This is a genomic window from Sporosarcina sp. AD_1, assembly GCF_057373025.1.
Genome location: NZ_JBPVIR010000010.1, coordinates 74,747 through 86,635 on the forward strand (window position 1 = coordinate 74,747; position 11,889 = coordinate 86,635).

Below are 11,889 nucleotides of genomic sequence, written 5' to 3' on the forward strand. Positions count from 1 at the left end.
AATAGGTGGCGAATGATTTGTAAGACATGACGCATGATATGGAAAAGGAGAGTTTTCTATATGAAAAAAGTATTGATGAGTCTTGGATTGCTGCTTCCACTCGCCCCGGCATTATTCCCAGCATCCAGTATTCAGGCCGAATCGCCTGCCTACACTAAATGGGGCCGAGTCGCAATGAAAGAAACACAGGCCCGGTACCCCAATGTAAACATTGTCGACTATTTGCATATCGGAAGCACTTCAGAACAAGGAGTGACCAAAGAACAATTCAAGCTATGGGTAAAAGACAGTAAACGAGAATTTGGTGTTTTCGTCACCATTACTTATTGGACTAACACAGGATCACTAAAGGATATTGAATTTCGTGAAACGGATCGCTGACAATGAACTTGTCGCTTTTTATTAGAAAACGCAATAGAAAATCCTGCTCAGGAAAGCCCAAGCAGGATACGGTTAACACATAACAATAACTTGAGAAGGCGTCGTTTGGGCAGGAACGCTTCTTGTCGTGGCGCTATACACGACTATCAACTCCCGATTGCCCGGATTCCTTGTAAACGCCTGCCCATTCTCCAGAACAACTTTCGTTTGCCGCGACAAATTCAACTTCAGCGTTCCTTTGCTGTTCACCAGCTGATTATTAAAATAATCCACATCGATAAATTGGCCCGCTTGGTTTTTCGCCATGACCACCGCCCGATATTGCGGCGGATAAATGAACGGCACCGGCAAGTCTGCATCATAGAAGCCTGTCACCTGGTCGCCCACTTTCACTAGCACATGATCCACAAAATAGGTGGAAGGCTCCACAACAAAATTAACAATCGATCCGTTCCTGCCCTCCACCGTAAACAATTTATAACATCCGGTCATCATATCATTCGGCCCCATCATAAAATCAGTAATCGCCGTCACCCTGCCGCTCACCGCTTGAAAATTAACCATTTCCCCGCCTCCATCCTATCAATCATACGCCTAATTAGAATATGCTAATGTCTGCTTGGGTGTTCGCGGTAACGGTCGGCTGATTTTATTTGCTGGCCGGGAGATTATACGGCGGTTAATGAGTAGAATGCCAGATTAGCGGGCTGAACGCCTGATAATTGAAATGAACGCCAATTAATCGAAACGAATGCCAATAACTTCGGATGAACGCCAATAAGTCGAAACGAACGCTAATAACTCCAGCCGAACGCCAATAAGTCGAAACGAACGCCATTAACTCCTGCTGAACGCCATTAAATCAAAACGAACGCCATTAACTCCTACTGAACGCCAATATATCAAAACGAACGCCATTAACTCTTGCTGAACGCCAATTAATCAAAACGAACGCCAATAACTCCAGCGCACAGATAATAATCACCGTTTCACCTCGTCAAAAAACCGCTTCACTCACTCGGTCCCCAAGCCACGTATTGCCTCAACACACAAAAACCGTCCCGACAAAATGTCAGGACGGTTCATTTTATTACATAAACATACCGGCAATCGTACCGCTCATTAAGTTGGCTAGTGTTCCTGCCAAAACTGCTTTCATGCCTAGTTTTGCGACAACGCCGCGTTGGTTTTCTGCGAATGCTGTCATGCTGGCGATCAAGATTCCAAGTGAGCCGACATTGGCAAAGCCGCAAAGGGCGAATGTCATGATGGCGACAGTCTTGTCAGACAGCGAGTCAATCAAAGGCTGGAATGACGTAAAGGCGACCATTTCATTCAGCACCACTTTTTGACCAAGCAAGTTTCCTGCCGTCAATGCTTCCGACCAAGGAACACCCATGACGAACGCAAGCGGGGAGAAGATATAGCCAAAAATTTGTTGAAGGGACAGTTTTGGATAGCCGAACCATCCGCCGATGCCTCCGAGTAAGCCATTGAACAAGGCCATGATGGATATGAAAGCGATCAGCATGGCGATGATGAGGCCCGCCATCTTCAATCCTTCCATAGCGCCTCTAGTAATCGCGTCAATCACGCTCGGTTTGACTTCATCAGCACTGGATGGTTTCGATTCCTTTGCTTCCACTACATTTAATGGCGTGTCCGTTTCCGGAATCAGTATTTTCGCGAATACGAGTCCAGCTGGAGCGGCCATGAAACTGGCGGCAAGCAAATAATTGATTGGAATGCCCAGTGCGGCGTAGGCAAGGAGTGTTCCCCCTGCGACCGAGGCCAGTCCGCCGGTCATGACGGCAAAAATTTCAGAACGTGTCAACGTTTTAATGTATGGCTTGATGATCACTGGCGCTTCTTGAACACCTAGGAAGATGTTAGAGGCTGCAGTCAACGACTCCGCCTTGCTTGTCCCAAGAATCTTGGAAAGACCGCCTCCGATAATACGGACGAAAAGCTGCATGATTCCAAAATGATAAAGTACAGAAATAAGTGCTGTTACGAAAATCGCCATGGCAGCGACCCGGACTCCGAATATGAAACCGGTCGGCTGGGAAGCATCCGCTAATCCGCCGAAAACGAATGTTAACCCTTCGTTTCCATAATGGATAATATTGCGGACTCCTTCTGAGATTTTTTCAAGCACCTCTCGGCCAAATGCTGATTTCAGCACAATATAGCCAAACAGGATTTGCATCACAACACCGATCCCTACGACTCGGTAGTTGATTCTTCTTTTATTCTCGGATAGTAGAAATGCAATCGCCAAAATGACGAGGCAGCCTAACAGCCCAAATAGTATATTCATAGTCCTCTCCCCTACTCCAAACTAAACTCATTCACACTATTGTGTAATCGGTTACATGTAATTTACCACATCAATTTAGTGACTGTCAATCTGATATTATAAGACTTTCATTGACCAAAACATGGATTATTGCTATGTTGGTGTAAACGATATCACAATTGAGGTGCATTATGGCTACAATTAAAGACGTAAGCAAACTGGCCGGCGTATCTGTGGCTACCGTTTCTCGTTTCTTAAACAAGAACGGATATGTAAGCAAAGAGGCGGCACAAGCGATTACAGAAGTGATTGAAAAGTTGAATTACCGTCCAAATAATATTGCAAGAAGCTTAGCAGGAAAAAAAACAGCGACTGTCGCCCTCATGGTGCCGGATATTTTAAACCCATTCTTTCCCGAAATCGCCCGTGCTGTGGAGGATGCTGCACATGAAATCGGTTACACAGTTATGCTATGCAATACGGATAACGATGCAGACAAAGAAGCAAAGTATATTGAGACGCTCATCCAAAAGCAGATCGACGGCCTCATTATCTCTTCCTATACGATAAAACCTGAACAAGTGGCCAAACTGCAGAAGCATTCCATCCCTGTCATATTGATGGATAATGCATTGCCTGGGCAAGATATCATTTCGCTTCTCTCTGACAACCGGGAAGGCGGCATAGCAGCAACAAAGCACCTGATTGCCCAAGGATGCCAGAAGATCGTACATATTTGCGGCCCGATGCATATCACTTCCTCCCGTGAGAGGACGTTAGGCTATGAAGATGCGTATAAGGAAACTGGACAATTCATGCCGAGTCTCATTACGTACAGTGATTTCACTGTAAAAGGCGGCTACGATTCGATGAAAGGACTGCTTGAAGCGCATCCCGATCTAGATGGAGTTTTCGCCAGCAATGACTTAATGGCTGCAGGCGCGGTCAAAGCTTTAATCGAACGGGGCATCAATGTGCCGGATGATGTAAAAGTCATCGGCTTCGATGGCATCCATATGGAAATGATGATTCCGGAGCTGTCCACGATTGCCCAGCCGATTTATGAAATCGGAAAGACTGCAATGGAATATGTCGTTGCGTTAATTAACAAAGAACCAATTGAAAAGAAAAGCAGACTGTTTGACGTCGAATTGATTGAAAAACAATCAACAAAAAGGTGAGTTCCTAGTATATGGAACTCACCTTTTATTATCCTGCCACCTTTTTCTTCTTTGAAGCCATTTCCATAATAAGTGAAATGAGAACTCCTACAAGCAGGCCATTGCTTATGATTGGCTGCATAAGAACTGGGAATGTGCTGAATGCAGCCGGTGCGATCGTCATGACACTTAGTCCGATCAAGACTGGCAAGGTCAGCCGATACAAGGAGATTTCCTCTAGCGGCAATTGCCGGATGTTTTTCACCGCATTGCCGAATAACTGCAAATAGGCGACAAACAGAACGGCATCTCCGATACTCATCGGCATTAGAGAGAAGAACGATCCGAACAGTGGAACAAGACCCATTATAATGAAAAGCATTCCACCTAGAATGAACGGCAGACGCTGATAAATTTTCGTACTTTCCAAGAAACCAATGGAGGAAGTATAAGGACCATAAGGTATAAGACCGAACAACCCAGCAACAATCGTATGCAACCCCGTCAGCATAAAGGCGCGTCGATATTGGGCATCTGTCGTTTTCTGCTTGAATAGCTTTTCAATTGTGGTGATCGCCACTAAGGAGTTCGCCATATTAATCAATCCTGCGAGGAAAGCGGTTAGAACGATTCCGACATCCATGCGGAATGCACCCCAAGGCAAAAATGGAAATAACATTGAAGCTCCGCCGCTTACTTGTACGCTTGCCTTAAACAAAAGACTATGCGCTATCCAGCCAACAATCATCCCAATTAAAATAGAATAATTCCCAAGTTTGCCAAACCCTTTTACAGCCAGGACCAAAACTAAAATAACAATGCCGATCGAAAGCATAGCCACTGTCGCATCAATTTTTCCTTCTTCGTTCATGCCGAGCATTCCTTTGAAGAACACCATGATGAGCTGGCAGGATAATAAAAACAGATAGACCGTTAACACGACAGGATTAAAAATCTTTTTCAATGTCCCGGCAAAACCAAATGCACCGAGCAAAATTGTCATAATTCCAGCGAGAACAATACCGAGCGCAAGACTGCCCCCGACTTCAGCATAACTAAGTCCGACAGCTGGCGCAGAAGCACAAAGACTGAGCACCAGCCCCCACCAGACACCTCCGTGCCCTTCCATGAGAGGGTATTTATGGCCCCAAGTTGCCTGTAAAATGCTCGCTGCTCCCGTAACGATGAATGACGTCCGAATGATGCCGGCGATTTCCGGATCGGGCAACTCAAATGCAGCCCCTACCGATAACGGAACGACGACCGTATTGGCAAACATGAAAAACAGCCATTGCACGCCAGCCAGTGACAATGCAGGCTTTGATAAAGCGTTCATCCAGTTTCCTTCTTTCTAAACGGAGAAGAGTCTGACATATGTTGTCAGACTCTCCTTCCGCGGCTTATCTCCCTAACGTCTCAACTAACGTATCAATAAACCGTTCCCGTTCTACTTCCAAGCAGACGTTCACGTTCGGCTCTTTCTTCGTCCAGCCCTTAAAATCGCAAACTGTGTGGCCGTCACATAAGTCGCTGTTCGTTTCAACGTCCACATAATACGGCACTGTCCGGACAAGGGATCTATCAAGAGCAACTCCTACCGCAAGTGGATCGTGCATGGAACAAGCCCGGTTACCCGTTAATTCGAAATAGCGGTTGATGTAATGAACAGTTGATTCTTGCACGAAATCGCGAACTTCGCCAGCGTTCATCCGTTCAATATCGCCTTCGGTCAAGAGCGTTTGCTGCGTTACATCAAGTCCGACAAGGGTAATCGGAATGCCTGCGTGAAACACAATCTTTGCTGCTTCTGGATCGATATACATGTTGTATTCCGCGGTCGGTGTAATATTGCCCGGTGCACTGACAGCGCCACCCATGATGACAAGTTCCTTTACCCATTCCTTCAAGCGGGGTTCTTTTCGGACTGCAAGCGCCATATTCGTCAACGGAGCCAGCAAAATGATCGTCAGTTCACCTTTGTGCTCTTTCGCCTGTTCGATAATAAAATCAGGGGCGAAGCCTTCTTCATTCACAGTGACTTCCATTTCTTTCAATGCACCGCCGATTCCGTCATTCCCATGCACGCTCACTTCAAAATGAGGGTCTCTCAGCAATGGACGGTCTGCGCCTTTAATAATCGGAACATCTTCCCGGCCAAGGAGCTTCATCACTTTCGTTGTATTGATGGTTGCTTGGTCAAGGGATGTGTTACCGTTGACTGTCGTAATGCCTAGAATGTCGGCTTGTCCACTTTTCGTTGCCAGACAAATCCCGATTGCGTCATCAATTCCTGTATCCACATCAATAATTACTTTTTTCATGCCTTTGTTCCCCCTGCCTTATCCGATTCAAGTAAAGTTGTAATACATTCTACCGCAGTTGCCACCCCGTATTTCAGCGCATCCAGATTCACATGATACTTGGCGTTATGCCACGGGAAGTTTTCTTTCTCAGTTGATCCTGTACCCCAATACATGAAAACGGAAGGTACATGGTTTGCGACAATGGAAAAATCGTCTCCACTCATATACGGATTTTCCACTTCCACGACTTTATCTTCACCAAAAGCCGTACGAATTGCATTAGCCACAACATCCGTCAATTGAGGATCGTTCCAGCATGCCGGATAGCCTCTGCTATAGTTATATTCATACGAACCGCCCCAAAATGATGTCACGGATTTAAGCAATGCCTCGATTTGCTCCTCGATGCGATCTTGCGTCTCCGACTTGATCGTCCGGACAGTTCCGGAAATATCGACCCGGTCGCACATAACATTTGACGTAAAGCCGCCGTTCACTGTACCGTACGTGATGACCGCTGGATCGAGAGGCGATGTTTGCCGGGAAACAATGTTTTGTGTGCCGACAATAAATTGGCCAGCCATTGCAATGGCATCAATTCCTTGCTGTGGCGCCGCAGCATGGCCGCCCTTCCCGATTAATGAAATATACACACGGTCTGTATTGGCGAGCATATATCCTTTTTTCATTTCAAACTTACCTGGCTCTAAAAATGGATTGGTATGCAAGCAGATCGCCGCGTCCACTTTCGGGTTTTCCAAAATCCCTTCATCGATCATCGGCTTTGCCCCGCCCGGCTGTACTTCTTCGGATGGCTGGAACATCACTTTCACAGTTCCTTTCCAGTCTGCTTTCCGCTCCTTCAAAATAGTCAGCAGACCGAGCCCGATTGTCGTATGTGCATCATGGCCGCATGCATGCATGGCACCAGGGCGTTTGGAAGCATAGTCAAGTCCTGTCTGCTCCTCAATCGGAAGTGCATCGATATCACAACGAATCAGCACGGTCTTTCCTGGCTCACTTCCAGTCAATTCAGCACAAACACCAGTCTTCGCCATTTTCTTGTATGGAACGCCGAGACGGTCCAATTCTTTTACAATAAATGCTTGTGTTTCGTATTCCTCTTTACTTAGCTCGGGATGCTGATGCAAAAACGTATACGTGCCCTTTAAATAGGCTTCCAAGTTTTTCTCTATATATGACAATGAAATATGCTCCATTACACTGACCTCCTATTCCTTTAATTCATTCAGGAAAGGCATTCCTTCCTGGGCACCGAATTTTGTTACCGCCTTTGCCGAAACATTGACTGCGAATGACACCATTTCACCCATTGGCCAACCATTCGTCACGCCGACTGCCAGTGCTCCATTGAATGAATCCCCGGCTCCCGTTGTATCCACTACGTCGACTTTTGGCGGAGGGACAATGTTCAACAAACCGTTGTCCAAATAAGCACATCCTTCATCTCCAAGTGTCACGAGAAGAGTTTGCTGGTGCTTATGTTGCCATTCCTCCATCAGCGTCTTTAGTTGTTCGCGGGAGGAGAAGGAATGTCCTGACATCGCTTCAAATTCTGTTTCATTCGGTGTTAAGAAATCGACCAATTCAAGCAATTCAACAGGCAAGTTTTGTGCAGGTGCCGGATTCAAAATAGTTGTGACACCATGCTGTTTCGCCACTTTCAATACGTGTGCTACTGTGGCAAGCGGGATTTCCAGCTGGGTTACGAGCACATCAGCAGAAGCGATTGCCTGCTCGATACGCCCATCGATTTTTTCCGGAGTCACCGCAAAATTCGCGCCGGGCACAACGGTGATACAATTGTCGTGTTCAACGGAATAGATATTGGCAATTCCCGTCTGAACTCCATCAATCATGTCAACAAACGTTGTTCCTACTCCATTTGCTTTCAATTGTTCAAGAAGACTGCGGCCGAACTCATCGTTACCAACCGCTCCGACCATTTGGACATCGCCGCCAAGCCGCGCCATTGCGACAGCCTGATTGGCTCCTTTACCACCTGGCAAGTAGGTGACCCGTTCACCTAATATTGTCTCTCCCATCTTCGGGAGCCGGCCAGCCGAAATAACAATATCCATGTTTATGCTACCAACAACGACAATTTTCCTATTCACCCTATCACCTATTTCATCCGTCATTCGATAAAACGCCTATGTGTAACCGATTACACATTAAGAATACCATACGCATAACCACCTCGCAAATCGAATTCCGCATTGCTATGTAATGTTCACGTACTGGGATGGGTTTATTCCAAAAACATATACAGTTCTGAGATCTTCTCGCTACAAAGACAGCAGCCTCTCTTGCTTTCTGCTCGATTCAAAATCTTGAATCGACTACAATGGACAACAATTGGAATTATTTTTTTGAGTGAGGTGTTATTGTGGGGAAACGCACTATTGCAACTATTTTGGCTTGTCTAGGCTTCATCCCTCTGCTCTATACAGTGCTGGCGACCGCCTTCATCCGATTGACTGGCTTTGGGATTGTGAAGAAATTAAACAGGAACGGAATCGCCTTGACGTTCGATGATGGGCCACACCCAGTGTATACGGTGGAACTTTTGAATTTATTAAAGAAACATAATGTGCAGGCGACCTTCTTTGTTGTTGGGGAAAAAGCGAAAGCCCACCCTGCTATTTTGAAAAGAATGCATGAAGAAGGACATCAAATCGGCATTCACCATTTGCAGCATACTTCAAGCTGGCTATTAACGCCGACTCAATTAAAAAGACAGCTGGTAGAAACAGAGCGCATTATCCAACAAGTGACGGGCGTTCGTCCATTTCTTTACCGGCCGCCTTGGGGCTTCTTGAATGCCGCTTCCATCCCGCTTGCACGTTTACGAGGTTACCAAATTATTATTTGGACTCACCACTTCAAAGATTGGAAGGTTGCAAGCTGCAAGACCCGCCTGCTGGACGGTTTACGGCAAGTGCCGGCAGATGGTTCCATTATTCTGCTGCATGATGACGGGACCAACCCTGGTGCGGATGATGATGCGCCTGGCGTTATGCTCGAAAAGCTCAAGATCTTCTTAGAAGAAGCTACTGCACAAGGTACTCCCTTCTTGCTCCCCTGCCCTGCTAAACGTAACGTCTAACTTCAAAATCCTTTGGATCGATTTCCGGTCCAAGGGGTTTTTCTTTTACCTAGATAAAACATTGTACAAATTTGTATAAGGTTTTACTTTCCTTTTGGAAAATTTCATGTATAATTCAGAGTAATAGACTAGATTTCCGTCTTCCTGAGGATATAAACTATACAAACATTATACAAACCATGAAATGAGGAGAATGGAATGAAAAAGAAAGTGATTGTGATCGGTGCAGGTGTAGCAGGTTTGGCAAGCGCAATCCGCTTGCAATATCTTGGGTACGATGTAGAGCTCTTTGAAAAAGAAGCACTGCCAGGGGGCAAAATGCATCGCATCGAAAAGGACGGCTACCTTTTCGATCTTGGTCCCACGATTGTCATGATGCCTGAAATTTATCGAGAAATATTTGAATTTTGCGGTCGCAATCCGGATGACTACATACCGATGGAACGCTTAGATCCGATGTATAGTGTCTATTTCGGAAAAGAAGCTGGTGATCATCTCGAAATCTCCTCTGATCTGACTAGATTGATGGAAACTTTCGAAAATGTCAGCGATGAAGATGCACAAGGCTTTCTGAATTATTTACAGGAAATCCATAAACGCTATCTCATTGCGAAAGAACATTTCCTTCAGCGCCCGTTCCGCAGAAAATCAGACTTCTACAATGTCGCCATGATTCGTCAGGGGTTGCGGTTGAAGACGTTCGGCAACGCGGATAAGTTTGTCAGCAAATACATTAAAGATGAACGCTTAAAACAAATGATCAGTTTTCAGACCTTATATATTGGTGTCTCTCCTTATACCGGACCTTCCCTGTATACGATGATTCCAATGATTGAATTCCTTTATGGCGTCTGGTTCATCAAAGGCGGCATGTATACGATGGCACAGTCGATGGAACGGCTCTTTAAGGAGCTGGGTGGATCCGTTCACTATAATGCCCCGGTAGACGAGATTGTCATTGAAGGCGGAAAAGCGGTCGGCATCCGTTTAAAAGGAGATTTCATTCCTGCTGATCATGTTATGTGCAATGCCGATTTCCCATATGCCATGAAGCATCTCGTGCAAGATGTTCAAGCGAAAGGCAAGTATACAGATAAAAAGATTGATAGCATGAAATATTCCTGTTCCTGCTTCCTAATGTATCTCGGCATGGACCGGAAATACGATGAAATTCCGAATGCCCATAACTTTATTTTCAATGATGATCTGAAAGGAAACCTCGATGGAATATTCGATGGAAGACGCTTGGATTCGGCCTCTTTCTATGTATATATCGGCTCCAAGCTCGATCCATCACTTGCTCCTGAAGGAAAGGACGGCTTGTATATTCTTGTGCCTGTTTCGGATTTGTCCTGCTCCTCGTATGAATGGGATGACAGCACAATTCAGCACTATCGTAACTATGTCCTGGGCGAATTAAAGAAAGTAAAAGGCTTTGAAAATATCGAGAATGAAATTGTAACTGAAACTTATATGACACCGGATGCTTTCTTGAAACGATTTAACGCGTATAACGGAGCGTGCTTCGGACTGCAGCCAAGCCTGAGCCAAAGCAATCACCTCCGCCCGCAGAGCAAAGCGACACATTGTGAAAATCTGTACTTCACGGGCAGCAGTACTCACCCTGGTGCAGGCGTCCCGATTGTTTTATTGTCCGCCAAAATTGCCACGGAAGAACTGCTTTATGACGATGGCCAACTACTACAGGCAAGATGAAAGGAGAACCTCTCATGCTACGTAATGAACAATCCGTTCTCGCATCCGACTATGCGTATTGCGAGGCAATCATTAAACAGTATTCCAACAGCTTCTACCAGGCCTTTTCCGTTCTTCCGCAGAAAAAGGCGCAGGCGGTCTATGCCATTTACGCCTTTTGCCGGACCGCAGACAATTGTGTGGATGAAAATGACACGATAGCAGCGAAAACAGTCGCCTTGAACGAGATGGTTGACTCATTGAACCGCTTTGCATTCAACCAGGAAGACGATCATCCACTTTGGCGCGCTCTCCGGGATGTGTTTAATCGCTACGAGATGAATATCTTGCCATTCTACGACCAGTTAACAGGACAGCTAATGGATATTCATTTTGCCCAGCCGGACAGTATGGAAGCGATGGAGGCCTATAGTTATTATGTGGCCGGTTCTGTCGGCCGTATGCTTCTGCCAATTATCGCTAGCGAGGCGAAAGAAGAGTGCACTGATGTTGCAGTCAGTCTCGGCATTGCGATGCAGATTACGAACATTTTGCGGGATGTCGGTGAAGATTATACGAAGCTGGGAAGAGTTTATTTGCCAAAACAGGAGATGCAGCTGGCAGACTATACTCCGGCACATATTGCAAAATACGAAGTGACCGAAGGGTTTAAGGTATTATGGGAGCGGATGGCCTCTCGCGCTGAGGCTCTGTACGATGAGTTTCTCGGTAAAATCGAGTTGTTTGACCAGGATAGCCGGTTTGCTGTGCTTTCTTCGGCCCTCATTTATCGTGCAATTCTGACGAGCGTCAGACAAAACGGCTATGATTGCCTGCGCAGACGCAATTACGTATCCACTCATCAAATGATACAAATTCTATCCGAAGCAACGGGATGAACGAAGAGAAGAGAGGGATCCA

The 11,889-nt window shown here is 45.9% G+C and carries 12 protein-coding genes; 5 read left to right on the forward strand and 7 right to left on the reverse strand.

Annotated elements, in window-relative coordinates; all coding sequences use genetic code 11:
• Positions 1-60 precede the first annotated feature (60 nt).
• Positions 61-381, forward strand: a complete 321-nt coding sequence (locus tag ACSW3C_RS17695; RefSeq protein ID WP_486564121.1) for a DUF3889 domain-containing protein — start codon at positions 61-63, stop codon at positions 379-381.
• 72 nt (positions 382-453) lie between these two features.
• On the opposite strand, the gene ACSW3C_RS17700 is transcribed toward ACSW3C_RS17695, so the two are convergent.
• The 3 genes from ACSW3C_RS17700 to ACSW3C_RS17710 all read right to left on the reverse strand — a co-directional run bounded on the left by ACSW3C_RS17700 (position 454) and on the right by ACSW3C_RS17710 (position 2,701).
• Positions 454-945 (reverse strand): hypothetical protein, encoded by a 492-nt coding sequence (locus ACSW3C_RS17700; RefSeq protein WP_486564123.1) that lies wholly within the window; start codon positions 943-945, stop codon positions 454-456.
• A 115-nt stretch (positions 946-1,060) separates the two neighbouring features.
• On the reverse strand, positions 1,061-1,219 hold the full coding sequence (locus tag ACSW3C_RS17705; RefSeq protein WP_486564125.1) for a hypothetical protein: 159 nt from the start codon (positions 1,217-1,219) through the stop codon (positions 1,061-1,063).
• Between the two features lie 252 nt (positions 1,220-1,471).
• On the reverse strand, positions 1,472-2,701 hold the full coding sequence (locus ACSW3C_RS17710) for a NupC/NupG family nucleoside CNT transporter (protein ID WP_486564127.1): 1,230 nt from the start codon (positions 2,699-2,701) through the stop codon (positions 1,472-1,474).
• 170 nt (positions 2,702-2,871) lie between these two features.
• Here ACSW3C_RS17710 and ACSW3C_RS17715 point away from each other — a divergent pair, with 170 nt between their 5' ends.
• On the forward strand, positions 2,872-3,861 hold the full coding sequence (locus ACSW3C_RS17715) for a LacI family DNA-binding transcriptional regulator (protein WP_486564129.1): 990 nt from the start codon (positions 2,872-2,874) through the stop codon (positions 3,859-3,861).
• A gap of 28 nt (positions 3,862-3,889) precedes the next feature.
• Here ACSW3C_RS17715 and ACSW3C_RS17720 read toward each other — a convergent pair whose 3' ends face one another.
• The 4 genes from ACSW3C_RS17720 to rbsK form a co-directional block, all read right to left on the reverse strand.
• Positions 3,890-5,176: a uracil/xanthine transporter gene (locus tag ACSW3C_RS17720; RefSeq protein WP_486564131.1), complete on the reverse strand. Its 1,287-nt coding sequence runs from the start codon at positions 5,174-5,176 to the stop codon at positions 3,890-3,892.
• A 64-nt stretch (positions 5,177-5,240) separates the two neighbouring features.
• On the reverse strand, positions 5,241-6,161 hold the full coding sequence (locus ACSW3C_RS17725; RefSeq protein WP_486564132.1) for a nucleoside hydrolase: 921 nt from the start codon (positions 6,159-6,161) through the stop codon (positions 5,241-5,243).
• Positions 6,158-7,363, reverse strand: coding sequence for a M20 metallopeptidase family protein (locus tag ACSW3C_RS17730; RefSeq protein ID WP_486564134.1), 1,206 nt, complete (start codon positions 7,361-7,363; stop codon positions 6,158-6,160). Before ACSW3C_RS17730 ends, ACSW3C_RS17725 begins: the two co-directional genes overlap by 4 nt.
• Positions 7,364-7,375: 12 nt before the next feature.
• Positions 7,376-8,305, reverse strand: coding sequence for a ribokinase (gene rbsK / locus ACSW3C_RS17735; RefSeq protein ID WP_486564136.1), 930 nt, complete (start codon positions 8,303-8,305; stop codon positions 7,376-7,378).
• A gap of 248 nt (positions 8,306-8,553) precedes the next feature.
• On the opposite strand from rbsK, the gene ACSW3C_RS17740 reads away from it, so the two are divergent.
• From ACSW3C_RS17740 to ACSW3C_RS17750, 3 genes are all read left to right on the forward strand, one after another.
• Entirely contained in the window at positions 8,554-9,273 is a 720-nt protein-coding gene (locus tag ACSW3C_RS17740; RefSeq protein ID WP_486564138.1) for a polysaccharide deacetylase family protein, read from the forward strand.
• Between the two features lie 198 nt (positions 9,274-9,471).
• Entirely contained in the window at positions 9,472-10,989 is a 1,518-nt protein-coding gene (locus tag ACSW3C_RS17745) for a phytoene desaturase family protein (protein ID WP_486564140.1), read from the forward strand.
• A gap of 14 nt (positions 10,990-11,003) precedes the next feature.
• Positions 11,004-11,867, forward strand: a complete 864-nt coding sequence (locus ACSW3C_RS17750; RefSeq protein ID WP_486564142.1) for a phytoene/squalene synthase family protein — start codon at positions 11,004-11,006, stop codon at positions 11,865-11,867.
• Positions 11,868-11,889: the final 22 nt, after the last annotated feature.

What these genes read in the sequence shown, in the direction of transcription:
- ACSW3C_RS17725 (WP_486564132.1), bottom strand. Translation starts at nt 6,161, where the DNA reads ATGAAAAAAGTAATTATTGATGTGGATACAGGAATTGATGACGCAATC.
- rbsK (WP_486564136.1), bottom strand. Translation starts at nt 8,305, where the DNA reads ATGACGGATGAAATAGGTGATAGGGTGAATAGGAAAATTGTCGTTGTT.
- ACSW3C_RS17695 (WP_486564121.1), top strand. Translation starts at nt 61, where the DNA reads ATGAAAAAAGTATTGATGAGTCTTGGATTGCTGCTTCCACTCGCCCCG.
- ACSW3C_RS17720 (WP_486564131.1), bottom strand. Translation starts at nt 5,176, where the DNA reads ATGAACGCTTTATCAAAGCCTGCATTGTCACTGGCTGGCGTGCAATGG.
- ACSW3C_RS17715 (WP_486564129.1), top strand. Translation starts at nt 2,872, where the DNA reads ATGGCTACAATTAAAGACGTAAGCAAACTGGCCGGCGTATCTGTGGCT.
- ACSW3C_RS17705 (WP_486564125.1), bottom strand. Translation starts at nt 1,219, where the DNA reads ATGGCGTTCGTTTCGACTTATTGGCGTTCGGCTGGAGTTATTAGCGTT.
- ACSW3C_RS17700 (WP_486564123.1), bottom strand. Translation starts at nt 945, where the DNA reads ATGGTTAATTTTCAAGCGGTGAGCGGCAGGGTGACGGCGATTACTGAT.
- ACSW3C_RS17710 (WP_486564127.1), bottom strand. Translation starts at nt 2,701, where the DNA reads ATGAATATACTATTTGGGCTGTTAGGCTGCCTCGTCATTTTGGCGATT.
- ACSW3C_RS17730 (WP_486564134.1), bottom strand. Translation starts at nt 7,363, where the DNA reads ATGGAGCATATTTCATTGTCATATATAGAGAAAAACTTGGAAGCCTAT.
- ACSW3C_RS17745 (WP_486564140.1), top strand. Translation starts at nt 9,472, where the DNA reads ATGAAAAAGAAAGTGATTGTGATCGGTGCAGGTGTAGCAGGTTTGGCA.
- ACSW3C_RS17750 (WP_486564142.1), top strand. Translation starts at nt 11,004, where the DNA reads ATGCTACGTAATGAACAATCCGTTCTCGCATCCGACTATGCGTATTGC.